Annotated in this window: 25 protein-coding genes and 1 pseudogene; 17 read left to right on the top strand and 9 right to left on the bottom strand. The window is 72.0% G+C overall.

What is annotated here, in order from left to right; all coding sequences use genetic code 11:
- Nucleotides 1-12: 12 nt before the first annotated feature.
- Entirely contained in the window at nucleotides 13-2226 is a 2214-nt protein-coding gene (locus SL103_RS04865) for a transglycosylase domain-containing protein (protein ID WP_069567533.1), read from the bottom strand.
- 288 nt (nucleotides 2227-2514) lie between these two features.
- On the opposite strand from SL103_RS04865, the gene SL103_RS04870 reads away from it, so the two are divergent.
- The 4 genes from SL103_RS04870 to SL103_RS04885 all read left to right on the top strand — a co-directional run bounded on the left by SL103_RS04870 (nucleotide 2515) and on the right by SL103_RS04885 (nucleotide 5987).
- Complete coding sequence (locus SL103_RS04870) at nucleotides 2515-3312, top strand: ABC transporter permease (protein WP_069567534.1); 798 nt, start codon at nucleotides 2515-2517, stop codon at nucleotides 3310-3312.
- A 55-nt stretch (nucleotides 3313-3367) separates the two neighbouring features.
- A complete protein-coding gene (locus SL103_RS04875) occupies nucleotides 3368-4159 on the top strand; it encodes an ABC transporter permease (RefSeq protein WP_079145568.1) in 792 nt (263 codons plus the stop codon).
- Between the two features lie 31 nt (nucleotides 4160-4190).
- A complete protein-coding gene (locus SL103_RS04880; protein WP_069567536.1) occupies nucleotides 4191-5213 on the top strand; it encodes an ABC transporter ATP-binding protein in 1023 nt (340 codons plus the stop codon).
- A gap of 75 nt (nucleotides 5214-5288) precedes the next feature.
- On the top strand, nucleotides 5289-5987 hold the full coding sequence (locus SL103_RS04885; protein ID WP_069567537.1) for a DUF1707 SHOCT-like domain-containing protein: 699 nt from the start codon (nucleotides 5289-5291) through the stop codon (nucleotides 5985-5987).
- Between the two features lie 47 nt (nucleotides 5988-6034).
- Here the strand turns inward: SL103_RS04885 and SL103_RS04890 are convergent, their stop codons facing one another.
- Entirely contained in the window at nucleotides 6035-7345 is a 1311-nt protein-coding gene (locus tag SL103_RS04890; RefSeq protein ID WP_069567538.1) for an SGNH/GDSL hydrolase family protein, read from the bottom strand.
- Between the two features lie 285 nt (nucleotides 7346-7630).
- On the opposite strand from SL103_RS04890, the gene SL103_RS04895 reads away from it, so the two are divergent.
- The 4 genes from SL103_RS04895 (at nucleotide 7631) to SL103_RS04910 (ending at nucleotide 11659) form a co-directional block, all read left to right on the top strand.
- Complete coding sequence (locus SL103_RS04895; RefSeq protein WP_069567539.1) at nucleotides 7631-8980, top strand: DUF445 domain-containing protein; 1350 nt, start codon at nucleotides 7631-7633, stop codon at nucleotides 8978-8980.
- 71 nt (nucleotides 8981-9051) lie between these two features.
- A complete protein-coding gene (locus tag SL103_RS04900; protein ID WP_164492751.1) occupies nucleotides 9052-9858 on the top strand; it encodes a class E sortase in 807 nt (268 codons plus the stop codon).
- 32 nt (nucleotides 9859-9890) lie between these two features.
- Nucleotides 9891-10136, top strand: coding sequence for a DUF3311 domain-containing protein (locus SL103_RS04905; protein WP_079145569.1), 246 nt, complete (start codon nucleotides 9891-9893; stop codon nucleotides 10134-10136).
- Nucleotides 10133-11659 (top strand): sodium:solute symporter family protein, encoded by a 1527-nt coding sequence (locus SL103_RS04910; protein WP_069567540.1) that lies wholly within the window; start codon nucleotides 10133-10135, stop codon nucleotides 11657-11659. The genes SL103_RS04905 and SL103_RS04910 overlap by 4 nt, the downstream gene beginning before the upstream one ends.
- Here the strand turns inward: SL103_RS04910 and SL103_RS04915 are convergent.
- The 3 genes from SL103_RS04915 to SL103_RS04925 form a co-directional block, all read right to left on the bottom strand.
- Nucleotides 11637-12608: an SCO0930 family lipoprotein gene (locus SL103_RS04915; RefSeq protein ID WP_069567541.1), complete on the bottom strand. Its 972-nt coding sequence runs from the start codon at nucleotides 12606-12608 to the stop codon at nucleotides 11637-11639. The genes SL103_RS04910 and SL103_RS04915 overlap by 23 nt on opposite strands.
- A gap of 156 nt (nucleotides 12609-12764) precedes the next feature.
- Complete coding sequence (locus SL103_RS04920) at nucleotides 12765-14303, bottom strand: NADH-quinone oxidoreductase subunit NuoF family protein (RefSeq protein ID WP_069567542.1); 1539 nt, start codon at nucleotides 14301-14303, stop codon at nucleotides 12765-12767.
- The gene (locus SL103_RS04925; protein WP_069567543.1) at nucleotides 14300-14911 is read right to left on the bottom strand and encodes a hypothetical protein; all 612 of its coding nucleotides are present in this window, start codon (nucleotides 14909-14911) and stop codon (nucleotides 14300-14302) included. Before SL103_RS04925 ends, SL103_RS04920 begins: the two co-directional genes overlap by 4 nt.
- Before the next feature lie 723 nt (nucleotides 14912-15634).
- Here SL103_RS04925 and SL103_RS04930 point away from each other — a divergent pair.
- On the top strand, nucleotides 15635-16435 hold the full coding sequence (locus tag SL103_RS04930) for a PucR family transcriptional regulator (protein ID WP_079145570.1): 801 nt from the start codon (nucleotides 15635-15637) through the stop codon (nucleotides 16433-16435).
- Between the two features lie 1040 nt (nucleotides 16436-17475).
- Here the strand turns inward: SL103_RS04930 and SL103_RS04935 are convergent.
- Nucleotides 17476-18279, bottom strand: a complete 804-nt coding sequence (locus tag SL103_RS04935) for a metallophosphoesterase family protein (RefSeq protein ID WP_069573421.1) — start codon at nucleotides 18277-18279, stop codon at nucleotides 17476-17478.
- A gap of 190 nt (nucleotides 18280-18469) precedes the next feature.
- The gene (locus SL103_RS37625) at nucleotides 18470-18631 is read right to left on the bottom strand and encodes a hypothetical protein (protein ID WP_164492752.1); all 162 of its coding nucleotides are present in this window, start codon (nucleotides 18629-18631) and stop codon (nucleotides 18470-18472) included.
- Between the two features lie 139 nt (nucleotides 18632-18770).
- Between SL103_RS37625 and SL103_RS04940 the strand changes: the two genes are divergently transcribed.
- The 7 genes from SL103_RS04940 (at nucleotide 18771) to SL103_RS04965 (ending at nucleotide 22693) form a co-directional block, all read left to right on the top strand.
- A complete protein-coding gene (locus SL103_RS04940; protein WP_069567545.1) occupies nucleotides 18771-19937 on the top strand; it encodes a helix-turn-helix domain-containing protein in 1167 nt (388 codons plus the stop codon).
- 73 nt (nucleotides 19938-20010) lie between these two features.
- On the top strand, nucleotides 20011-20391 hold the full coding sequence (locus tag SL103_RS04945; protein WP_069567546.1) for a DUF6415 family natural product biosynthesis protein: 381 nt from the start codon (nucleotides 20011-20013) through the stop codon (nucleotides 20389-20391).
- On the top strand, nucleotides 20388-20783 hold the full coding sequence (locus SL103_RS04950; protein ID WP_069567547.1) for a hypothetical protein: 396 nt from the start codon (nucleotides 20388-20390) through the stop codon (nucleotides 20781-20783). The genes SL103_RS04945 and SL103_RS04950 overlap by 4 nt, the downstream gene beginning before the upstream one ends.
- A gap of 88 nt (nucleotides 20784-20871) precedes the next feature.
- Complete coding sequence (locus SL103_RS04955) at nucleotides 20872-21111, top strand: hypothetical protein (RefSeq protein ID WP_069567548.1); 240 nt, start codon at nucleotides 20872-20874, stop codon at nucleotides 21109-21111.
- Between the two features lie 180 nt (nucleotides 21112-21291).
- Complete coding sequence (locus SL103_RS04960) at nucleotides 21292-21522, top strand: hypothetical protein (protein WP_069567549.1); 231 nt, start codon at nucleotides 21292-21294, stop codon at nucleotides 21520-21522.
- 32 nt (nucleotides 21523-21554) lie between these two features.
- A complete protein-coding gene (locus SL103_RS37630) occupies nucleotides 21555-21698 on the top strand; it encodes a hypothetical protein (protein ID WP_164492753.1) in 144 nt (47 codons plus the stop codon).
- A gap of 599 nt (nucleotides 21699-22297) precedes the next feature.
- Complete coding sequence (locus SL103_RS04965; protein WP_069567550.1) at nucleotides 22298-22693, top strand: hypothetical protein; 396 nt, start codon at nucleotides 22298-22300, stop codon at nucleotides 22691-22693.
- 92 nt (nucleotides 22694-22785) lie between these two features.
- Here SL103_RS04965 and SL103_RS39495 read toward each other — a convergent pair whose 3' ends face one another.
- Together SL103_RS39495 and SL103_RS39500 are read right to left on the bottom strand one after the other, a co-directional pair.
- Complete coding sequence (locus SL103_RS39495) at nucleotides 22786-23139, bottom strand: recombinase family protein (RefSeq protein ID WP_208870019.1); 354 nt, start codon at nucleotides 23137-23139, stop codon at nucleotides 22786-22788.
- A gap of 34 nt (nucleotides 23140-23173) precedes the next feature.
- Nucleotides 23174-23332, bottom strand: a pseudogene (locus SL103_RS39500) (zinc finger domain-containing protein); the annotation flags it as partial.
- Nucleotides 23333-23461: 129 nt separating this feature from the next.
- Between SL103_RS39500 and SL103_RS38290 the strand changes: the two are divergent.
- On the top strand, nucleotides 23462-24373 hold the full coding sequence (locus tag SL103_RS38290) for a helix-turn-helix domain-containing protein (protein ID WP_208869829.1): 912 nt from the start codon (nucleotides 23462-23464) through the stop codon (nucleotides 24371-24373).
- Nucleotides 24374-24615 lie beyond the last annotated feature (242 nt).

The raw sequence follows: 24615 nt of genomic DNA on the forward strand, positions 1-24615 counted from the left end.
GCCCGCGGCGGGTCATTGCCGGGCCATCGCCGTCCACCAGCGTGAGCGCAGCCGCCGCTCGAAGTCGTCGCCGGGGCCCACGGTGGGCCAGTCCTGGGTGGGTTGGGTGGTCGGCGGGGTGGGCGTCGGGAAGGTGGGGGAGGGCGGCAGGGTGGCCGGCGGGGTGGGGGCGCCGGTGGTCGGCGCGGGTGTCGTCGGGGTGCCGGAGGGGCCGGTGGTGGGGGAGTCCGAGTCGCTCGGCGACGGGGAGGCGCTGTCGGAGGGTTCCTCGGACGGTGAGGGTTCGGCGCCGTCGGCCAGGTGCAGGTCGAAGTCGCGGACGGGGCGTCCGCGGAGGGCGGCGGCGGTGTAGTCGGCCCAGATCTCGGCGGGGAAGTCGCCGCCGTTGACGCGGGCCAGGCCGGCCGCGCCGTAGAGGGGCTCCTGGGCGGCGGTGTCGGGGTTCTGGCCGAGTACGGCGACGACGGTGGCGAGGTCGGGTGTGTAGCCCGCGAACCACGCGGCCTTGTCCTCCTCCGCGGTGCCGGTCTTGCCGGCCGCCGGCCGTCCGGCGCCCTGGGCGGCGGTGCCGGTGCCGCCCTCGACGACGCTGCGGAGCATCGCGGTGGTGGTGTCGGCGGCCTCACGGGGGAGGGCGTCGATGCGTTCGCGGTCGGGCAGTTCGATCTCCTCGTCGCTGCGGGTGACCTTGTCGACGAGGGTGTAGGGCCGTCGGCTGCCGTGCTGGGCGAGGGTGGCGTAGACCTGCGTCATGTCCAGGACGCTGGGGGTGGCGGTGCCCAGCGCGATCGCGCCGTGGGAGGCGGCGAGGCCGGGGGTGTCGGCGGGGATGCCCAGGTCGACGGCGGTGTCCTTGACCTTGTCGGGGCCGACGTCGATGCCCATCTGGGCGTAGACGGCGTTGACGGATTTGTCGGTGGCCTCGGTGACGGTGATCGGGCCGTAGGAGCGGTCGTCCTCGTTGGCGGGGGCGAAGCCGGTGGCGTGGCCGTCGCTGACCGTCATGCGTTTGTTGGTGCCGTCGTAGACGGTGTTGGGGGTGATGGGGGTGCCGTCCTGGGTGGTGGCGCGGTTCTGGACGGCGGAGGCGAAGACGATCGGCTTGAAGGTGGAGCCGACCTGGTAGTCGGTGCGGGTGGCGCTGTTGACGTACTGCTTGGCGAAGTCGATGCCGCCGTAGAGGGCGACGACCCGGCCGTTGCGGGGGTCGATGGAGGCGCCGCCGGCGCGGACGTTGCGGTCGGCGGGGCGGGAGTCGTCGAGCCGGTCCATCAGGTGGGTGTTGACCGCGGCGACGAAGGCGTTCTGGCGGCGTCTGCTGAGGGTGGTGGTGATGCGGTAGCCGCCGGCCCGCAGGGTGGCCTCGCCGAGGATCCGGTGGTCGGTGAGGTAGTCCTTGACGGCTTCGACGAGGTAGCCGCGTTGGCCGGTGAGGCCGGGGGAGGTCTTGGCGGGGCGGGGTGCGGGGAAGCGCATCGCGGCCCGTTCGGCGGGGCTGAGCCACTTCTGTTTGACCATGCCGTCGAGGACGTAGTTCCAGCGGGCCGTCACCCGCGGCCGGTTCCCGGGGTGGGCGGTGAGGTCGTAGGCGCTGGGCGCGTTGAGGAGGGTGGCGAGGTAGGCGCCCTGAGCGGTGGTCAGCTGCTCGGAGTCGCGGCCGTAGTACGCCTGGGCGGCGGCCTGGATGCCGTAGGCGTTGCGGCCGTAGTAGCTGGAGTTGAGGTAGCCCAGCAGGATGTTGTCCTTGCTGACCTCGCGGTCCAGCTTGATGGCGATGAAGAACTCCTTGGTCTTGCGGGTGAGGGTCTGCTCCTGGGCGAGGTAGTAGTTCTTCACGTACTGCTGGGTGATGGTGGAACCGGACTGCTTGCCCTTGCCGGTGACGGTGTTCCAGGCGGCGCGGAGCATGGCGGCGGGGTCGACGGCGGACTCCGAGTAGAAGTCGCGGTCCTCGGCGGCGAGCACGGCCTGCTGGACGGTTTTGGGGATCTGGCTGAGCCGCACGTTCTGCCGGTTGACCTCGCCGTCGCGGGCGAGTTCGGTGCCGTCGGAGTAGAGGTAGACGTTGCTCTGGGCCTTGGCGGCGCTGTTGGCCGGCGGGATGTCGACGAGGAGGTACCCGGCGATCAGCGCGCCGATGACGAGCAGCAGGAACAGCAGCACGGTGCCGAGCATCGTGCGCCAGCTGGGCAGGGCCCGGCGCCAGCCTGTGCGTGGTCCGCTCATGTCTGTATGGACTCCTCGGCCGTCGCCGATGGTTGTACCCCGGCGGGGGATTGGTGTCGTGTGCGGGAGTTCGTGCCGTACGCCGGAAAAGCAACTGTTTCCCGTTGGGGAACTTTCGCATCATGCGCCCCGGTCAGCGGGGGTGGCGCGCACCTGGGCCCGCCACCTGACCGGCTGAATGGCGCCCAGGACTCACCCGAAGCGGTGATAAATCGATGGTGCCCACGACTCCGGGGTCCTAGGCTCCGGAGCTTCGCTGTCGGACGGAACAGGGCCGGGGGAACGCGCGTGTGGTGCGTGGCGGTGGCGGCCGGGAGCTTCCGGCGGTACGCGACTTATCGGGTGGCCACGGCGGCCGGCGTGTTCACCAACACGGTCTTCGGCTTCATCGTCGCCTACGCCTACCTCGCGCTGTGGGCGGAGCGGCCGCATCTGGGCGGCTACGACCGGGCGCAGGCGCTGGCCTTCGTGTGGATCGCGCAGGCACTGCTGGCGGCGTCGGCGCTGATGGGCGGCGGTGGTCTGGACGAGCTGGAGGAGCGGATCCGTAGCGGCGACGTCGCAGTGGACCTCTACCGGCCCGCGGACCTGCAGGTGTGGTGGCTGGCCGCGGACCTGGGGCGGGCGGCGCTGCAGCTGATCGCCCGCGGGGTGGTGCCGCTGGCGGTGGGCGCGCTGGTCTTCCCGCTGGCGCTGCCCGGGGACGCGGCGACCTGGGGCTGGTTCCTGGTGTCGGTGCTGCTGGGGGTGGTGGTCAGTTTCGCGCTGCGCTATCTGGTGGCGCTGGCGTCGTTCTGGCTGCTCGACGGCTCGGGACTGTCCCTGATCAGCGGCCTGGCCTGCATGTTCTTCTCGGGGATGGTGCTGCCGCTGCGGGTGTTCCCCGGCGGTTTCGGCGAGGTCGCCCAGCTGCTGCCGTGGGCGGCGATCCTTCAGGTGCCGGCGGATGTGCTGGTGGGGGCGCGCGGCGGGGACGGGCTGCTGCGGGGGCTGGTGTTCCAGGCGGCGTGGGCCGCGGCGCTGCTGGCCCTGGGGCGGCTGGTGCAGTCGGCGGCGACCCGGAAGGTGGTGGTGCAGGGTGGCTAGGGAGACGCCCGCCGGGGGCGGTTGGTCGTCCGGGGCGGGCCGGCTGGCCCAGGGGATGTCCGCGTACGGGCTGATCGTGCGGATGTGGGTGCGCTCGACGCTCGCCTACCGCGCGTCGTTCGTCATGATGACGGTCGGCAACTTCGCCGCCTGCGCGCTGGACTTCGTCGCGATCATGCTGATGTTCTCGCAGATCGACGCCCTCGGCGGGTTCTCGCTGCCCGAAGTGGCCTTCCTGTACGGCACGTCCGGTGTCGCGCTGGGGCTGGCGGATCTGCTGCTGGGCAGCATGGAGCGGCTGGGGCGGCGGGTGCGGGACGGCACCCTCGACGTGTTGCTGCTGCGCCCGGCGCCGGTCTTCGCGCAGGTCGCGGCGGACCGGTTCGCGCTGCGCCGGCTGGGCCGGATCACCCAGGCGCTGCTGGTGCTGGGCTGGTCGGTGTCGCGGCTGGACGTGGAGTGGACGGCCGGGCGGGTGCTGATGGTGCCGCTGATGGTCCTGTGCGGTGCCGCCATCTTCGGGGCGGTGTTCACCACGGGCGCCGCGTTCCAGTTCTGGGCCCAGGACGCGGCCGAGGTGCAGAACTCCTTCACGTACGGCGGCAACGCGCTGCTCCAGTACCCGCCGACGGTGTTCGCCAAGGACCTGGTGCGCGGGGTGACCTTCCTGGTGCCGCTGGCCTTCGTCAACTGGCTGCCCGCGCTGCGCCTGTTGGGGCGTGACGATCCTCTGGGGCTGCCGGGGTGGGCGGACTTCCTGGGGCCGGGGGTGGCGGTGCTGATGTGCGCGGGTGCCGCGCTGGCCTGGCGCCGCGGCCTGCGGGCCTACCGCAGCACCGGAAGCTGACGGCACGGTGGGAGAGGACGGGAGAGGGCGGATGCGTACGGAGACGGCAGGAGGCGGGACGGTGCCCGGTGACGGCGTGGCGGCGGAGCCGCTGATCGAGGTGGACGGCGTCGAGAAGGTGTTCTCGGTACGGCGCAGGGCGGGCCGGCTGCGTCGGGTCCGCCGGGAGGTGCGGGCGGTGGACGGCCTCACCTTCCGGGTGCCGCGCGGCGAGATGGTCGGCTACATCGGGCCGAACGGCGCGGGGAAGTCCACCACCGTCAAGATGCTGACCGGCATCCTCACGCCCAGCGGCGGCCGGCTGCGGGTCGCCGGCATCGATCCGGCGCGGGAACGCACCCGCCTGGCCCGCCGGATCGGGGTGGTCTTCGGCCAGCGCACCACGCTGTGGTGGGACCTGCCGCTGCAGGACTCCTACGAGCTGGTGCGGCGGATGTACCGGGTCCCCGACGCGGTCTACCGCGCCAACCTCGACCGCTGCGTGGAACTGCTGGACCTGGCGCCGCTGCTGGCCGTCCCCGTACGGCAGCTGTCCCTCGGGCAGCGGATGCGCGGCGACATCGCGGCGGCGCTGCTGCACGACCCGGAGGTGCTGTATCTGGACGAGCCGACCATCGGGCTCGACGTCGTCAGCAAGGCGAAGGTCCGGCAGTTCCTGCGCGAGGTGAACGCCGAACGCGGCACCACGGTCCTGCTGACCACGCACGACCTGACCGACATCGAGCAGCTGTGCCGCCGGGTGATGGTCATCGACCACGGGCGCCTGGTGTACGACGGCGGACTCGACGGGTTGCGGGCGGCCGGTGAGGGGGAGCGGACGCTGGTGGTGGACCTGGAGCGGGAGCTGCCGCCGCTGGAGGTGCCCGGCGCCCGCACGGTCCGGGTCGAGGGCCCCCGCCAGTGGCTGGCCTTCCCCGCCGGGCGGAGCGCGGCGCCGCTGGTCACCGCGGTCGCCGAACGCTATCCGCTGGTGGACCTGTCGCTGCGCGAGCCGGACATCGAGGAGGTGATCGCCCGGCTCTACGCGGGCGCGCACGGGCCGCCGGCACGCTGAGCCCGCGGGTGCCGCCGGTGCCGTGGCCCGGCTGACCGGCCCTCACCGGAGGGGACCCGGTCTTAGTCTGTCCGTATGACTGAAGAACTCCCTGAGTTGCGGGCCTCCGACGCCGACCGCGAGCGGGTCGCCGAGATCCTGCGGGACGCCCTCGCGGAGGGGCGGCTGGTGATGGAGGAGTTCGAGGAGCGCCTCGACGCGGCCTACCGGGCGCGCACGTACGGGGAGTTGGAGCCGCTCACCGCCGATCTGCCGACCGGTGCGGCGGCGCCGGTGGTGTCCTCGGGGCTGTCGCTGCGCAAGGACACCGGTGCGGTGACGGCCTGGTCGGAGCGGATCGTCAGCGGGGTGGCGGGCTCGTCGGCGGGGGTCGGCATCCTGGGCGGTTTCCAGCGCAAGGGCCGGTGGACGATCGGCCGGCGCTTCACGGCGGTCTGCTTCATGGGCGGCGGCGAGATCGACCTGCGCGAGGCGAACTTCGCCGCCCGCGAGGTCACCGTGACCTGCTGGGCGTTCATGGGCGGGGTGAACGTCGTGGTCCCGCCGGGCGTCGAGGTCGACGTCCGCGGACTGGGCATCATGGGCGGCTTCGACGCGCACGAGGACGGCACACCGGGGGAGCCCGGCGCGCCGCGGGTGATCGTCAGGGGGCTGGCGCTGATGGGCGGCGTCGGCGTGGAACGCAAACTCCCCAAGGCGGAACGCCGCCGCCTCAAGGAGGAGCAGCGCCGCCAGAAGTCCCTGGACCGCGAGGAGCGCAAGGAACTGGGCTGAGCCCCGAGCCGGCCGTCGGGCCTCCCGACGCCGGCCGGCCGTTCGCGCTACAGCGACGCCGGGGCCGACTGGCGGAGGTGGTCGAGGTCGATGGCCGCGGCCATGGCGCGGTATCCCTCGTCGCTGGGGTGGAGGTGGTCGCCGGAGTCGTAGGAGGGGCGCAGGCGGAACGGGGCGGCGGGGTCGCGCAGGGCCTTGTCGAAGTCGACGACCTCGTCGTAGACGCTGCCGGAGCGGATGATGTGGTTGACCCGTTCGCGGACCGAGTTCAGCAGGGCGGAGTAGCCGCGGTGTCCGCCGAACGGCGTAAGGGTGGAGCCGGTGACCCGCAGGCCGCGGGCGTGCGCCTCGCGGACGATCAGCCGCATGCCCGCGACGATCTTCTGCGGGTCGAGCTGGCGCGGTGACTTGAAGAGGTCGTTCAGGCCGATCTCGACGACGACCGCCTTCACGCCGGTGCGGGAGAGGGCGTCGCGGTCGAGGCGGGAGAGCACGCTGGGGCCGTTGTTCGGGGAGAAGCGGCTGCCGTTGACCAGCAGGCGGTTGCCGCTGATGCCCTGGTTGAGGACGCCGTAGCGGGGCGCGCCGGGTTCGTCGCGCAGCCGCGCGGCGAGGAAGTCCGTCCAGCGGTGGTTGGCGCCGGCGGTGGAGGTGATGCCGTCGGTGATCGAGTCGCCGATCGCGACGACCGAGCCGCGGGCCTCGGTGCTCCAGACGTCCACACCGGTCAGATAGCGCCAGTAGGGGCTCTGCTCGGTGTAGGCGGCGCCGGTGCCGTCCTCGGCGCGGTCGCCGCGCGCCAGGTAGGAGGTCTGCCGGGCGTACGGGTGGTAGGTGGCGGGGCCGGAGGGCGAGGGGGAGTAGGTGGTGACCAGCAGGTCGGTGTCGCCGGGGACCTTCAGCCGGGCCGGGTCGCTGGTGACCGCGCCGCCCGCCGGGATCGTCACCGCGGGCTTGCCGCCGAAGGTCAGCCGGCGCATGGTGCCGGGCGCGGCGGTGGGGTTGCTGGGGGCCGCGGCCAGCGCCAGTGTGGCGTGGCTGACCACCAGCGGGCGGGTGCCGTAGAGGTTGGAGAGCTGGATGCGGGCGCCGCGGCCGCCGACGCTGGTGTGCACCACGTTGCGTATCGACATGCCGGCGTAGCCGTCCAGGGTGCCCGGCTCGGCCGCCGCCGCGGCCGCCGACCAGGTGCCGACCCATTGCCCGGAGACGGCCGGTGCGGCGGGGTCGCGCTGCTTGTGCGGGGAGCTGCCGGGACCGCCGTCCTCGCCGCCGAAGCCGACGAATATCGCGGTCGAGATCAGCACCACCACCGCCGCCAGACCGGCGAGCAGGGCGTAACCCACACTTTTCTTCATGCGGGAGAAGTCTCCTGGGTGAAGCGGAGCGGTGCGCTCCGGGCGGGCAAGGGCAGCGGATGATCAGCGGCACCGTTGCGGTCCGATCGGTTCCTTCATGATCCCACGGACCTCCGGGGAGCCGCCCGGCGCCCCGTTCGGCGCGCCCACGCCCGGCCCGCGGGGAACTCGTGGTCCGTTCCGGGAGTAGGTCACAGTGGGAGTGACGGCCGGCCCGGTGGCCGGGCGTGCGGAGCAGGATAGGCCGTACGGCTGACGGGGGGCACGGTGGGAGCGGTGGAGCGGATGGAACGGACGAGAGCGGACCTGGTACCGGAGAGCGGCACGGCGTCCCCGGGGGCGGCCGCGCGGGGCCGGGCGGCACCGGGCGGCGGCTTCACGTACGGCGCGGCCGACGAGGAGCGGCGGCGCGGCGTGCGCCGGATGAAGACGCTGGCCACCGGCCTGCTGCTGGCGGTCGCGCTGGTCTACGCCCTGGCGAAATGGGCCGGCAACGCCGGCGCGGGCGGCTGGACGGGGTTCGTGGCGGCGGCCGCGGAGGCCGGCATGGTCGGTGCGCTGGCCGACTGGTTCGCGGTCACCGCGCTGTTCAAGCGGCCCATGGGGCTGCCGATCCCGCACACCGCCATCATCCCGACGAAGAAGGACCAACTGGGACAGAGCCTGGGTGATTTCGTCGGGGAGAACTTCCTGTCCGGCGAGGTCGTACGGCTCCGGCTGCGCTCGGTGGGCGTCGGCCGGCGGCTCGGCGGCTGGCTGGCGGAGCCGAGGAACGCCGACCGGGTGACCGCCGAGCTGTCCACCGCGCTGCGCGGCGCACTGACCGTGCTGCGCGACTCCGACGTGCAGGCGGTGGTCGGCGAGGCGATCACCCGCCGGGCGGACGCCCAGGAGATCGCGCCCGGTATCGGCACGCTGCTGGAGCGGGTGGTCGCCGAGGGCGGCCACACGAGGGTGGTCGACCTGGTCGTCGCCCGCGCCCACGACTGGCTGGTCGAGCACGGCGACTCCGTCATGGCGGCGGTCTCCGGCGGCGCCCCCGGCTGGACCCCGCGGTTCGTGGACCGCAAGGTCGGCGACCGGGTCTACAAGGAGCTGCTGCGCTTCGTCACCGAGATGCGGGACATGCCCGAGCATCCCGCGCGCGGCGCCGTCGACCGCTTCCTCAAGGACTTCGCGGTCGACCTGCAGAGCGATCCGGACACCCGGGCCCGGGTCGAGCGGCTGAAGTCGGAGGTGCTGGGCCGCGGCGAGGTGCAGGACCTGATCGCCTCGGCCTGGAACGCGGTCCGCGCGATGATCGTGGCCGCCGCCGAGGACGAGCGCAGCGAACTGCGGCTGCGGGTGCGGGCGGCGCTGCTGTCGCTGGGCCGGCGGCTGGCCGACGAGGAACGGCTCCAGGGCAAGGTGGACCGCTGGCTGGAGGGCGCGGCCGTCTATGTGGTGACGACGTATCAGAGCGAGATCACCGCCCTGATCACCGACACCGTCGCCGGCTGGGACGCCGAGCACACCTCGAAGAAGATCGAGGCGCACATCGGCCGTGACCTGCAGTTCATCCGCATCAACGGCACGGTCGTCGGCGCGCTGGCCGGCCTCGCCATCTACACCGTCTCCCGGGCGTTGGGCGGCTGACGCCGGGCCGGGCCACCCGGGACCGGCGCGGGCCTCTGGTGACCTGCGCCCGCAGGGCTTACGGTGCCCGCGTGCGGGAGCGGATACCGGTAGTCGTGCAGGGGCGGCGGCGCCCCCGCCGCGCGCGCGGCGCGCGGGCGCTGTGGACGGGCGCGGAGCTGGCCGTGACGGCCGGCGCCGTCCTGCTGCTGCTCGTCGCGCACCAGCTGTGGTGGACGAACCGTCAGGCGCGGGACGCGGCGCGGGACGAGGTGACGCAGCTGGAGCGGCAGTGGCGGCAGGCCGGTACGCCGTCGCCCGGCCCGGCCCCCGCGCGCGGGGACCGCACGCCTGCCGGGGACCGTACGTCGTCCGGCGACGGCGGCACCCGGCCGGCCCCGGCCCCCGGTCCGGCCGCCCGCCGGGCCGCCGGGGCCGCGCCCGGGCCCGGCCTCGGGTACGCCGTGCTGCGCATCCCGCGCCTCGGCGTCACCGCCCCCGTGGCCGAGGGCACCGGCAAGTCCGCGGTCCTCGACAAGGGGTACGTCGGGCACTACCGGCACACCGCGCAGCCCGGCGAGGCCGGCAACGCCGCGCTGGCGGGGCACCGCAACACCCACGGCGAGCCGTTCCGCCACCTCGACCTGCTGAGACCGGGGGACACCGTCCTCGTCGACACCGCCGCCGCCCGCTACACCTACGTGGTGCGGCGGATCCTGCCGCGGACCACCCCGGGCGACGGCACCGTGCTGGCGGCCGTCCCGCACAGCACCGTGCACCCCGCCTACCGGTTCACCGCGCCCGCCGCCTATCTGACGCTGACGACCTGTACGCCCGCCTACACCTCGACCTACCGGCTCGTGGTCTGGGGCGTGTTGCGGTCGACACAGTCGAGGTGAGAGCCGTGCCGCGTCGCCTAGGCTCTCACCCCGTGCCTTCTCAGTCCTCCGGTGGTCGCTCCCCGGGCTCCCGCAAGCGTCCCGCGCTGCTGTGGCTGCTGCTGCCGTACGTGCTGTTCCTGGCGGTGCTGCCGCTGGTGAACCGGGTGACGCCGACCGTGCTGGGCCTGCCCTTCCTGTTCTTCTGGATGCTGGTGGCCACCCTCGCCACCCCGGTGGCGGTGTGGCTGGCGCGCCGCGCCGACCTCCGGCGGGGCCCGGGCAAGGAGGGCTCGTGAACGCCGCGGTCGCCACCGCCGTCTTCGGCGGCTTCATGGTGCTCACCGTCGCCCTCGGCCTGCTCGCGGTGCGGGGCAGGGGAGCCGGCGGCGGCCTCACCGAGTGGTCGGTGGGCGGCCGAAGCCTGGGCACCGTCTTCATCTGGGTGCTGATGGCGGGGGAGAGCTACACCAGCTTCAGCTACCTCGGCGCGGCCGGCTGGGGCTACAACTTCGGCGCCCCGGTGCTGTATGTGCTGGCCTACATGTCCTGCGGCTACGCCCTCGGGTACGTCGTCGGGCCGATGCTGTGGGCGTACGCCCGCCGGCACGGCCTGGTCGGCATCAGCGACATCGTCGCGCACCGCTACCGCCGGCCCTGGCTCGGCGCCGCCGTCGCCCTGCTCGCCACGGTCTGCCTGCTGCCGTACATCCAGCTCCAGATCACCGGCATGGGCGTGGTCGTCTCCACGATCTCCTACGGTGCCATCAGCCTGAACTGGGCGTACTTCATCGGCTTCGCGGTGACCACCGGGTTCGTCGTGGTCAGCGGGCTGCGCGGCAGCGCCTGGGTCTCGGTCCTCAAGGACATCCTGGTCATCGCCACCCTCGGCTTCCTCGTGGTGTACGTGCCGCTGCACTACTTCGACGGCTACGGGCCCTTCCTGCACCGGATCGTCGCGGAGAAGCCGCAGTGGCTGACCTTCCCCGGACACGCCTCGGGCGGGCTGGGTCACGTCTGGTTCGTCACCACCACCGTCGTCAACTCCCTGACGGTGGTGATCTTCCCGACGACGGTGGCGGGCTACCTGGGGGCCCGCAACGCCGATGCGCTGCGCCGCAACGCGATGTACCTCCCCTTCTACAACGTGCTGCTCTTCGTGCCGATGCTGCTGGGTCTGGCGGCGCTGTTCGTGGTGCCCGGCCTGACCGGCGCGGACTCCAACCTCGCGCTGTTCAAGCTGGTGGTGGACTCCCTCCCGGCCTGGGCCGTGGGCGTGATCGGCGTCGCCGCGGCCCTCTCCTCCATCGTGCCGATGGCCGTGTTCATGCTGGTCATCGGCACGATGTGGGGGAGGAGCGTGCTGGGTGCGGTGCCGCGGCTGGCCTCCCGTCAGAAGCTGTGGTCGCAACTGGTGGTGGTGGCGGCCGGCGCGGTGGCGCTGCTGCTGACCTACACCGCCCCCAACACCCTCGTGCGGCTGTCCCTGATCTCGTACGAGGGCATGGCGCAGCTCGTGCCGATGCTGCTGCTGGGGCTGGTGTGGCGGCGGCTGACGTGGTGCGCCGCGGTGAGCGGCCTGCTGGTGGGCTTCGCTCTGGTGTGTGTCCTGGTTTTCGGGGGACACGACCCGCTGTGGGGGATGAACGCGGGGCTGGTCGCGCTCGCCCTGAACGTGGTGGTGGCGCTGGCGGTCACCTGGCTGGGGCCGCGGGACGCGGACGGGCGGCCGGACGCCGAGGTGCTGGCGCTGGACGACGAGTTCCCCCGGGACGAGGCGCTCGTGCCGGCCGACCGGGTCAGCCCGCCGGCGTCGTCGTGATCTTCTTGCCGGCGTTGGAGACCGCGAACCACAGGCCCATCTTGCCCTGGCCGTTGATGTCGCCGGGCTGCTTGTCGCCGGTGAAGGTGTAGACGGGCCAGCAGTCGACGGCGAGCTGGCGCAGCCCGTCGGGACGGGTGACGGTGGAGATCAGCTTGGCCGGGATGCCCTTGAGCTTGGAGCGGTCGGCGGGCTTGGCGGGCTTCCAGGTGTCCAGGCAGGCGTCGTTGCAGCCGAACTTCATCGGCCAGGCGCTGTCCTTGTTGAAGCGGTAGAGGGTCATGCCGTTGCCGTCGACGAGGATCTGGCCGAGCTCGGGCTGGTTGAGCACCGAGACGTCCGCGGCGTCCTGCGCGACGGCCTTCTTGCCCTCGGCGGTCAGCGCGTTCCAGGTGCCGCCGACGCCCTGGCCCTTGGTGTCGCCGGCCTTGGTGTCCTTGGCGTAGCGGTAGGCGGGCCAGCCGCCGATGGTCAGCTGCTTGGTGCCGTCGGCGCGGGTGACCGAGCCCAGCGCGCTCTTGGCGATGCCCGCGGGCGCGGCGGCGCCGTCGGCGGGGACCGGCGGCCAGGCGGTGGCGCAGGAGCCCGAGCAGTTCGACTTGGGCGGCTGGGCGGTGTCCTTGTCGAAGCGGTAGAGGGTCATGCCCTTGGCGTCCGTGACGACCGGGCCGAGCTTGGCGTCCTGATGGAGCGCCAGCGTCCCGGCGCTCGGGGCGGTCTGCGCGGACTTGCCGCTGTCGCCGCCGGCCTGGCCCCCGTACCCGCCGTCGCCCTGGCCGGAGCCGGAGGAACCGTAGCCGTAGTCGCTGGTGCCCTGGCCCGCGGGCTGGACCGAGTCGGCGTTGGGCGAGGTGCCGGCGCCCTGGTTGGTGCTGCTGCCGCAGGCGGCGGTGAGCGCCAGGGTGGCGACCGCCGCGGCCGCGAGTCCCGCACGACGTCGAGTGATCATGGTGTCTCCAATGCCGGTGGGCGAGGTCGATCGGTATGTGGTGGTTCGTTGCTTGCTGGGCGAGTTGCCGTCGCCCGGGAGTACGGCGTACGGGGTGGCCCGCGTTCAACGCCCGCGAAGTTTTTCTCCGCCGGGCGAAAACCCGGGCCGCCGCCGTCAGTTGCCGCCCTGCACCCGCAGCGCCAGTGCCGGGCAGCGGCGCACCGCCAGCTGCGCGCGGCGCCGCATCCGGGCCGGCAGCGGCATGCTGGCGCGCTCCGGGTAGCCGTCCGGGCCGAGCTTGACGATGCCGGGCACCACGTCCGCGCACAGGCCGTGGCCGCGGCACAGCGTCCAGTCGACCAGCAGCCGCTCCTGCGGCGGGGCGGCGACCGGGGACGGCTGCGGGACGGTGGCCGGCGGTGGCTGGTGCCCGGTGACCGGCAGCGCTCCGGTCACCGGGCGGCCGCACCCGAACCCCTGGGCGTGGCGCTCGAACTCCTCGGGGAAGGCGGCGAGGGCCGAGGCGACGAACCGCGCGGTGCCGTCCGGGTGGCTGCAGGCGCCGCGCTTCTCCACGGCCCGCATCCGGGCCCGTACGGCCTCCAGCGCGCCCTCGCCGCCGCCCCGCACGGCACGGGCGAGTTCCTCGGCGAGCGCGGGCAGGCCGATGACGCACGGGCCGCACTGGCCGGCCGACTCGGCGCCCATCCACTGCGCGACGCGCACCGTCTCGCCGGCCGGGCAGGTGTCGTACGGCAGCGGCAGCACCGCCCCGGCGCCGAGCACCGCCTGGTAGTCGGCGAGCGCCTCCCGGGACAGCGTCGCGGTCAGCGCGTCGGTGGCGGAGATGAACGTGCCGTGGTAGCCGCCGATCAGCACGCCCTGCCCCTGGTCCATCCCGCACAGGGCCAGGACGCGGGAGAGCGACACCCCGTAGGGGACCTCCACGACCATGCTGCCGGCGACCGTCAGCAGCAGGGTGCCGGCCTCGGCGGGCAGCCCGACGTTCCGGTAGCCGAGCGCGCCGAGCCGTGCGGCGACGGCGAGTTGGGCGTAGGTCTCGGTGTTCGACAGCAGCGTCGGCACCCCGTTCAGCCCGCGCTCGCTGGAGCGGATCTTGCGGCCGGAGGGCAGGCCGGGGCCGCCGCCCAGCCCGTTGGTCATGGCCGATCCCTCGCCCGTGACGAACCGCTCGGTCAGCAGGGTGACCCGTAAGGCCGGCCGGACCGGGCCGCGTTCGGCGATCGCCCGGCGCACCGAGTCCTCGACGTCCGTGCGGGTCACCCCGAGGGCGACCTCCTGGGCGCCGAGGGCGTCGGCGGCCAGCAGCGCGCCGTCCAGGACCAGGTGCGGGGCGTGCAGCAGCAGCGCGGTGTCCTTGAGGCAACTGGGCTCGCCCTCGCTGCCGTTGACGACCACCGCGCCCTTGCCGTCGGCGCGTTTCATCCCGTCCATGACGGCGGTCAGTTTCCGGGCGAAGGGGAAGCCCGCGCCGCCGCGGCCGCGCAGGTCGATGTCCTCGGCCAGTGCCACCAGCTCCTGGGAGGTGAGCTGGGGCAGGCCGCCGTGCCGGGAGAGGTGGGCCACCCGGTCCATGCGCGGTACCTCGTCGAGGCCGGCGAGCAGCCGCGGCGGCCCGAAGGACGCCAGTGTCGGTACCGGATCCGGTCCCTGGAGGGCGGGCAGGAGTTGGGTGGGGGCGGGGGCGGTCATGGGAGTTCTCCTGAGTTCCTGCGTGCGTCGCGCAGCCGCAGCGCCAGCCGTACGGCCACCGCGGCAAGGCATAGGGCGTACCCGACCACGGCATAGCCGGCCGCCGCGCGGCCCGACTTCAGGCCGTGCACCAGGGCCAGGCCCCAGGCGAGGTACGCGCTCATGTGCAGCGCCCGCCACCAGCGGGAGGCGGTGATGCCGGTGAAGGCGCCGCGCACCGCGCCGGTCACGGCGACGGCGACGAAGACGTAGGCGGCGAGGGTGCCCAGTCCGATGAGCACCGGCCGCGCGCCGTCGGTGAACGGCACGGCGACGGACACCGTGCCGACGTGGCCCTCGGCGACCTTCACCCAGATGTGCAGTCCGAGGAAGCCGAGTCCGGCGACGCCGGTGCCGCGGTGCACGGCCTGGGCGAGCAGCCGGTGGTTCGAGTGCAGCACCATCCGGTCGGTCGCGGCCAGTCCCCACAGCACGGTGACCGACAGCGAGACCAGGGCGAGCACCCCGGCGCCGAAGTCGAGGAAGCGCATCAGGGTGTCCATCGCGCCGGAGTGCAGGGTGACGGCGATGAAGAGCAGCAGCGCGGCCGGAAGTGCCGGCCGCAGCACGGCAGTTCCGTTCAGACCGCCGCCGGGCGCACGTCGGTCCGGCGGCCCGGGTTCGTTCGGCGGGCGCCGGGGGCGGGGCACGGTCGGCGAGGGACGGGCGCGGTGTGCACGGCGGCCCTGGCGGCTCTGCAGGCGTGGTGCGGACATCGGACCTCCCGGTGTCGGGGCACGGGTGCGGGATACGAATTTCGATGAATTTTCCCGGCGATGGTATTTGCCGGGGCTTTTGTGAGTGTGACCCCCGGTAACACTAAACATTCCGTAACCGGCTGGATACGCAGGGCCGTAATCCGGATGTGCAAAAGCATCTACGAACGCGTTCAGGCTTTCGTAAGGTTTATCGCGCTGTGACAAATTCCTGCACCGGCGTCGCGGTCGCGCGGGAGTACTCCGGATGATGCCGACTCAGGCGCACGGGGGCGCCGCTCCCCTGTCCAAGCCGCATCCCCGCCAGGATCGAGGTTAGCGATGTGTGATCTCCTCAACCGCATCTGGTCGCGTCCCCGAGGCGAGTGGACCCGGGTAGTGAGAAATGAACTCCCGGGCCTCGCAGAGAAGGTGGTCGCGGAGTTGCAACGCGGATTTCCCGCATTGGCTGCGCTTCTCGGTGATACCCCCGTAGAAGAGGCAGAATGGGCGCTGGAACAGGCGCTGCTGACAGTTCTGGGTTACCAGAAAGAGTCGGAAAGTAAACGTCCGGCCGTCTCGTCCGTTGTCACCCCGATGCCCGTTGCGCGGGCCCGCCAGGACCTCTTCGAGGTGCTCGCCGGCCAGCGCGAGGCACCGGACGACGGGCTGGACGAGCTGGCCCGCGCGGCGGGCTGGCCGGTCCCCGAGACCCTCCAGGCCGTCGTGCTCGCCACGCCCGCCGAGGCACCGCAACTCGCCGCCGCACTGGGCCACGCGCTCATCGGCACCGTGGACGGCTACACCTGTCTGTTCGTGCCCGACCCGGCCACCCAGACCCGGGCCCGCCTGGAGGCCGCCCTCAAGGGCCGCCCCGCCGCGGTGGGTCACGTCGTCCCCGCGACCGACACCGCGTCATCCCTGCGGTGGGCCCGCTACCTGCTGACCCTGGCCCCGGGCCGGGTCGGTCCCGAAACCCGTCCCGCGTTCGTCGACGACCACCTCTCCGCGCTGCTCCTCCTCCAGGACGAGTCCCTCGCCGACGCCCTCACCTCCCGCTGGCTCGGCCCGCTGGAGGAACTGACGCCACGCCAGAGCGAACGCCTCGAAGTCACCCTGCTCGCCTGGCTGGAGGGCGGCGGGGCACCGGAGGCGGCGAAGCTCCTGCATGTGCATCCGCAGACGGTGCGGTACCGCCTCCGCCAGATCGAGAAGCTCTTCGGTCCGGTCCTGCGCGACCCCCGCACCCGCTTCGAGCTCGAAATGGCGTTGCGCAGCCGCCGCCTGATGGCCCATGTCCGCAGCTACCGCGCCCGGGCGGGCCGCCGGGCCCGCGTGGTGGCCTCCTCGATACGCCCCCTCGGCGTCGCCCGCGAGGCCCGCGTCAACGGCCTGTGACCCGCGGACCGGCCGGTCGTCCCCGTCGGGACCCGTGACCGGCGCCCGTCGGAACGACGCGACAACTGAATCGATGTGCCGGCTCCTCTGACGTTCGCCACCCCAATGTCAGCCACCGGTCATCAGAACGCGACGGCCCCGCCCCGGGAGAGTTACCCGGAGGCGGGGCCGTCGGCTTGTGCGGGGTGCCGGCGACCGCCCTTCTGGTTGAATGGAAAAGCACCTCCGGAAATCCACGGACGCCACCTCCCCGGGCCGCTCCGAGGAAATCCCGAAGCACGCCTGAAACCCCTCCGCGAAATTCCGCACCACACCCACCGGCCGAGCGATTTCCTCTTTCGATGGCGATGCCATTCAACCCCGCCCGGGATATTCAATTCCCTCCTGAAAGGAAGTTTCTGCGCAGCCGTCCACGGAATCTGAACCCGTCGCCGTCCCGGTGTGCTCCGTACGGGTTTTCCCGGGCCGGTCGCAGCCGACGCGGTCCGAACCGCTCGGGGTGGAGCGAAGTGTGCCGGGAGTAAAACCCGGACGGCCGGCGGTGCCGGAATTCCCGCAGAAATACACGTCGCCGGCGAGGGTCCGGCCGCCGGTCGCGGCGGCGGCGCGGGCGGGCCGCCCCCGGGTGCCTTCCGGCCGGTGAGGCCCTGTCCTGACGCGGTCCGGCCGGCCGCGGGTACGGCCGGCGCGGGCCGGTGACGGGCGGTCTGTGCCCACAACACCTGCTGCGCGGCGCGGGGTTGATTCCGTGTCCGGCGAATCCGCCATCGAGGTTTAGCGCCGGGTCGGTGGACTTCTTCCGGCAACCTTCCAAGCGGTCGCTTACCCGGGTGAAGTGCCGACACCGGTCGCGAAGTTTTCAGGAGCAGATGGTGAAGTATTCGTGCGCATCACGCCGACCCGCCGTCAGCGCTGGTGATCTTTCCCCGAATGTGCTGCCGAGCGGCGCGGAGGGAGGGCGTGATCTTCGCATCCAAGGATGCAGCAAAGAGCAAATTCCCGGGGCGGGGAAGCGCGCCGTCGGGGTAAAACCCGGCACGTTATGGGGTGTTGGCGCGGCCGTCCCTCGGCCCGAAAGCCGCCAGCGCGTCGGCGTCCGTGGCGCGGGCGTGGAGGTAGTAGTCGGCCCAGGCGGCGGCGTCCGGGTAGGTGGAGGTGCGGGTGACCTGGTCAACGGCGGCTTCCAGGTCGTAGGGGGTGTGGCGGAGGTCGGTGCCGGGACCGAGCAGGGCCCAGTGCGCGCCGGGGCGGCCGTAGGGCATGCCGACGCTGCCGGGATTGACCACCAGGCGGCTGACGGGGGCACCGCCCCGCTCACCCGAGACCACGGGCGGCGGCGCCAGGCGGACGAAGGGCATGTGGGTGTGGCCGCACACCACGGTGCGGATGTCGTCGTCGAGGCCGGTGAAGACCTCCCGCCAGCGTTCGACGCGGGAGTCGACGAGGACGACTTCCTCGTCGTCGCGCGGCGTCGCGTGGCAGAAGAGCACGGTGCCCAGGCCCCGCACGGGGAGGGTGAGCGTGCGGGGCAGGGAAGCGAGCAGGTCGAGGTGGTCGGGACGGAGCTGGGCGGCGGCCCAGGGGGTGAGGGGGTCGGGGGAGGGGGCGGCGGGGGAGTTCCGGCGGTGTTCGAGGAGTTCGCGGTCGGCGTTGCCGCCGAGCCAGCCGACCCGGTCGCCCAGGGACACCAGCAGGTCCAGGACCTGGGTCGGCTGGGGTCCGGCGGCGATGTCACCGGTGAGGACGATGAGGTCCGCGGCGCGGACGTCCGGTTCGGCGAGCACCGCCTCCAGGGCGGGCAGGACCCCGTGGATGTCGGAGAGTACGGCTACGCGGTCGGGCATGGTCACCACGGTGGGCCGGTGCGCGTCGCGCGGCGGGGTCTTTCGCTGTGCGCGTAGCTCCCGCCGGGGCACCCAGCCCGCAACCGAGCCCGACCACCAGCCCGGCAACCATCCTCGCGCCTGACTGACGCAGAGCGTGACAAGGCCCCGCCCCTGCGTGCAGAGGCGGGGCGCTTCGTCGTGTCCTGGGTCAGGTGGTCGGGCGCTCGCGCAGTGCCGCGGCCCACGCGAGCAGCAGTTCGTACTCGTCCTGCTCGTCTGGCCACGGCGGCCGGCCGGTGCGGGCGGCCATGAACTCGCGTATCGCGCCGTGGGCCTCGGCGGTGGCGTCGGGGACGCAGGTGGTCGCCATGGGGCGATTCGTACGGCTGGCCACTGACAAACGCACCACGAAAACGGCTCCCGCGGCTCTACGTGGGGGCCGTTCACTGCACACCCCGGACTCGCCAAGGCGTACCGTTCTGAGTGTCGAGGTCGGAACGGAGCCCAGAATGCCCGAGCACGCTGACAAGCACATCGGTACTCACCTGCGCACCATTCGGAAGCGCCGCGGCCTGTCACAAAAGGCCCTCGCGGACGCATCCGGTGTATCCGTCTCCCTCATCCGGCAGTTGGAGCAGGGCACGGTGGAGGGCACGAGGATGGAGACCGCCCACAAACTCGCGACCGCGCTGCGTGTCACCACCAGCACACTGTTGGAGCGCGACGATGACCCGCAGTCGTCGGCCACCACCGAAGCATGGCGTCCCTTGCAACTCGCAGTTCAAGTCGCCCCTTTGGCTGGCACCGAGGAGCCCACGGTGCAGGGCGTCAGCGCGATCCTTCCCGACGTGCGGCGTGCCTACTTCAGCAACCGGCTCACCGAGTTGACGACGTTGCTGGCCCCGGCGCTGCGCGACGCCGATGCGCTCGGCGACGAGCCCGCGGCCCGCGCCCTCCGGGCGCACCTCCTGCAGATCGCAGGCTCGGTGCTCACACAGGTGCGTGAGTTCGACGCAGCGGAGACCGCCCTGCAACGGGCCCTGGACGACTCTCCTGACCGCCTCCGCGCCGCTGCCGTGATCACTACCTGGAGTTGGCTGCTGGTACGGCAGGGCCGGCTGCGCGAATCCCGAGAGTTGGCCACCCGGTGGGCTGATGACGTCGAACCACGCATGTCGCGGGCGACTCCTGAAGAGCTGGCCGCGTGGGGCTGGCTGTTGCTGCAGGCGTCGGCGGCGAACCTCCGCGACAACCGCCGGGGCGAGGCCGACGACACGATGCGACTGGCGCGGTCCGTGGCGGTGATGACAGGGAGGGAGCTGCCGCGGGGCCGGGAACGGCTGACAACCTGGGGCCCGGTGACGGTGGGGTACAAGGCGGCCGAGCGGCACATCGTCCTCGACCAGCCGGACAGGGTGATCGCCGGGGCCCGGACGGGTAGCCAGCAGGCGTCCACCGAGTATCACCGCCACCGACTCGACGTGGCACGGGCGCACACGATGATGCGGCAGCACGGAGAGGCAGTTGACGTTCTTGTGAGCATCAACGCCGCCGCCCCGGAGTGGCTGGCCAGCCAGCGGTACGCGCAGGACATCATGGGCGTCGTGGTGGAGCAGCGCCGAACTCTGACTCCGGAGATGCGGGAGCTGGCGGACGCGCTGTCAGTTCCGTTGTAGCTATTGGCACTTCGGTCCTCGGCCTGCGGAAACTACCATTGAGGCGCTGGTCACACGCCCCTACGGTCACCATATGGACACGGACCGTGAACGAACGACCACGGTCGCCGCGGCTGGCGATGCTCTGCCGATCGACGCGGAGACGATCAGTGCGACGATTTACGGTGCGCTCCGCACCGGCACCGGCCCGCTGGACCTGAGCGTGATGGCCGACGCCGCCGAGGCGCTGCGCGGGCACATCGCCCTGTTGCTGCCGTTGGCGCGGGAGTCGACCGGCCGGCTGCGGGTCGGCAGCATCGAGGCGCACCGGCTCAGGGCCCGGCTCGACGGCATCGAGCAGCAGTATCGGCGGCGCCTGGCGCCCGCGCCGCTGGCCGCGCACGTCCAGGTGCAGCAGCTCGCCCGGGACTGCCAATGGCTGCTGGCCCGGCACACGGCGGAGGCCCGGCGATGAACGGCGACGTCATGGCCCCGCTGGTGTTCATCTACGACCGGTGCGCCAGCAGGAATCACCGCGACCTCGACATGCGGCTGGTGGGCTGCCACACCTACGTGGACCGCATGGGCTGGGCGCTGGCCGGGCGCAGCCCGTGGCGGGACCTCGGGCCTGACGCGCTCAGTACGCACCGCCCGGCGCTGGCCACCATGGCCGAGGCGATGCAGGAGGCGGCCGGCCACCGCGAGGTGCTGTGCCTGGTGCACACCTGGGGCCGTCTGGCCACGGACGAGACGCACCGCCTGGTACTGCAGCAGCGCATCATCGAGGCTGGCGGCTACACCCTGACGACGTTCGGGGAGTCCGACCGGCACACCCTCCGCGCTGTACTGGTGGGGAGGGGCACATGACCTGCGAACAGCGCCGAGCCATCACCTACTTGACGTGCCTGGCCGCCCTGGTGTTCGTGCTGGCCGTCGGTATCGCGCGAGGTGGCCGATGACCGCCGCCGCTCGCTGCGCCTGCGGCAGCACCCTCGACCTGCGGACCGTCATGGTCGACTCCGTCTCGGGCCCGCCGCGGCCGGTGACGGTCTGCGGCCCGTGCGCCCCCGGCGCGACGCTGCCCGTCCCGCCGACCGTCGCCCGCGTCCTCGCCCGGAGCGCCGGTATCCGGCTTCCGGGCGACCTGCCGCGCCTCCACCCGGCCGAGGGCGACCGGGCGCGGCCTCACCCCTGAACTCCCGTGGCGCTACGCCCCCCGGGCGCTGCGGAAAGCCGGCCGCTGCTGCTCACGGACGGCGGCGGCCGGCCGCACACCACAGACCCCCGTCCCGGCCGGGTACTCCTGGCCGGACCGCGCCGGCCGGGACGGGACCGGGCCTCCACCGCGAGGCTTCACCCCACCGATTGGAGAACCATGGGCCAGTCTGCCCGAAAGTTACTCACCGACGACCAGTTCGTTGCCGTCCGCTCCACCGTCCAGACCGACAACCCAGACATCACCGCGGAGGACGCCGCGGCGGTCGTCACCGAGGCACTGGCGTTCGTCGCGACCTGCGTCCTGTTCCCCGCCGCGAGCCTGGTCCCTTCACGCATGGTGGACGCCGGCTGGCATGCCCTCATCCTCCACACGCAGACAAAGGGCTAGCCTGCCTAGCCCCTGACGAGAGGACTGCCGCCATGGAGTGGACCCGACCCGAATACGCCGACGTTGTGGCCTCGATGAAGATGGCCGAGGCAGCGATCGGAAGCAACGGCGAACCCCCGCTCCGCGGCTTCCTCATCCCCGACCCCCCTGCCGCCACAGAGAACGGCGAGGGGTAGCACCAGCGGCCCGTCCGCGGCTAACTGCTGCCCGCGGACGGGCCGCTGGGTGCTCTTCACCCATGAGCGCACAGCAAGGCGTGCTGACCGGCTGGGGAGACACTGCCGCGGCAAACGCGCCAAGCGCACAGCCCGAATGCCAGGCCCGGTACCGCACGTACGGGTAGAGGGCCCGGGCAGCACTCCTCCGGGCCCTCATCGTCTGTGTAGGCGGCGTTAGCCGTGATAGCTCCGCTCCTGCGGCCGGGGGGCGTGTGGCACCGAGGATGAGCTGTTCGAGCTCGGGGTCGTGCCAGGGCCGGTCGACGGTGAGCTCGCGGCGACGTCCGGCTGAGATGTCGGCGTACACGGCCTGTCGAGCGGACCCATGCGGGAAGTGGCGGTGGGGCCTAGACAGGCTCGTCGTCTTCTCGCAGGATCGCCGCAGCTCTCTGAAACCGACTGTGCTTTGGCAGGGGGAAAGTGTGGATGGTGCGGTGTGGGGTGCGCTCGGTGCGGCGGCGGGTGCTGGCCTGACGGCCCTCGGCGGATATCTGGGACCGGTACGCGCGGCACGTGCTGCGGCGCGAGAACGGGACCGCGATCGGCGAGACCAGCGCGTGGCAGAAGAGGTAACGAGGCTGATCGCGCTTCGTTCTGCCTATCGGGACTGGGACCTCTACCTACACTCGGTGACGGAGGCAACGGTCCAGGGCTACCGACGAGAGTCCGCAGACGCGGTCCTCGAGCGCATCGAAGCCCTTCGTGCCGCTGTGGAGGCAGCCTCCGATGCCGCGATGCAGGACGGGCTGTGGATCGGGTCCGAGCGAATGCCGTTCGAGATCGCCTCCCACATGGTGCGGGTTCTGGTCACCAGCACAGACGCCGCGGCGCCGAGCCGGGCCCTTACGGACGTACGTGAGGCGAGGACGGGGTTCAACAGGTTCATTCTTCACCGGCTGGAAGAGATCTCCGACGGCACCGTAACGCGGGTCCATCCACCACCGGCGGTGTAAGGACAACGCAGAGTCCCAGTCCACGAAACTGTCCCCAGCTGAGCGTTCGCCTCCACTCTGCGGCTGATGCTGGGTATGGCCCGTCCGGACACCTACGCGATGCGTCCGTGCAGTTCAGAGACCATCCAGGCAGATCGTAGGTCGGTAAAGCGGGCGAGGCGCTTGAGCTCGTGGACGGTGAGGATGACCTCCTGGTCGGGGGCGGCCTCCTTGATGTCGTATGCCAGCTTCAGCGCCTTCTCCAGCTCGGGACGGTTCTTGATACGGGTGGAGATCTTCTCGGAGAAGATCCGCTTGCAGACCGGTTCGAGCGCGGTGAGCTGGGAGGCGAGTTCCTGCTGGGCATTGAGCAGCGGGCGTACCGATCCGGATCGGCTTGGCCGCCGGGGCAGCCGGCAGGGACGGGGCGGGCGAGCCCGCCTTCCACGGCCGCCCGGGGCCGCGATCCTCGGGCACGCTCACCATCAGCTGCTCGCGGAGCGCGGGCACGAGGATGAAGCGAGCGGTGTGGTACTTCGTCGCACACTTCCCGCTCCGGGTGCGGCACGGGCTGCCGGCCGGGGCTTCACACTTCGGACAGTCGTTTCGTTCTACCGCGTTTGCGGCTTGATCGATGTCAGTTTCCGAAGTCGCGTACACGGGTGAACTGGTGATTCATCGCCGAGTGCAGGGAACTATGAACTCGGCGGATATGCCGAAGTCGCCTGCTCTACGGTCGAGTTGTCCGTAGTCATGTGCGCGACGGGCTTTCGGATGGCAGAGGGATCGGTGGCCGAGCACGGGGTGCTGACCGCGCCGACCCAGATTTGGGAGACCGCGGTGCGGCAGGCCGAAGTGATTGGGCCGCTCGCAGCGAAGGACACGGTGGGACTGGCCGATGCGGACGCAGCCGCCGAGCGGCTGAGGGTCTCCCGGCGCCAGGTGTACGTGTTGCTCGGGCGGTGGCGGGCCGGTGAGGGAGTGGTGTCGGACCTGCTGCCGAGCCGTTCCAGCGGGGGCCGCGGCGGCGGACGGCTGCCTGGCGAAGTCGAGGCGATCGTCCAGGAAGTGCTGCGCACTCGGTACTTGGTGCAACAGCGCCGGAATGTGGCGGACGAGGGCATTGGCCGCATCGCCTTCCTGCTGCTGGCCCTGTTCGCCGAGATGAACGCACCTTCACCGCCGAACGGGTCGCCCACGCCCGCGCCGTCGCCGAGGCCGCCGGCCGCCGCATCGGCCGCCCTGGTGCTTGAGGAGCCTGGCGTACTCGATGTGAGAGGGGTTCTGCGAACGGCGACCTGCGGATTCGCGAGCGACTCCGGGGTGTTCGCAGAACTCTCACAACTGGTCATTTTTGAGAGTGACGCAGCGTCGTGCTGTGGCCCCCGCCGTGCGCTCGCGGAACACCGGGCCGACTTCCCGCTATTCGTCCGAAGTTTGCGGTGCCGACTGTCAGTGGTCGGGGTCCGGGTAGGAACGGACCGGAAAGCCGGTGCTGCCGTCAGAATTTTTGACGCCCGCTGTTCCGTTGCTTGGCCAGCTCCGACAGGCGCCGCGGGTGCGCCGGAACGCGGCCGAGCGCCAAGCGGGCACACCTCGGTGAACGTCCCGTATGCCCCGGCCTGCTCATCAGTCAGAAACTCCACCGGCACGAACCGGATCGTAGCCAGCACCGACGGCCGTCCGGCGATCTTTCCGTGAACCTCAGCGGAGCCTCCGGTCGACGTGCCGGCCGACCCTGATCGTTCTCACCGGCATTTCCTGTACCTCAGCTACTCACACCCGGAGAGGCCCGCGAGTTCGCGGAAACTGAAGGTCTTTTCGCGGGAACCCGAGGATGGACGGTCGTGTTCTCGTGGGTTCGGCTTCCGGGTTCAGGCGAACACGCGGGGCAGGTGCCGAGCGGGCCCGCCCCTGGGTGCCTTCCCTGGAAACGGTCCTGA

This window comes from Streptomyces lydicus (assembly GCF_001729485.1).
In the GTDB taxonomy this organism is placed as follows: Bacteria; Actinomycetota; Actinomycetes; order Streptomycetales; family Streptomycetaceae; genus Streptomyces; species Streptomyces lydicus_D.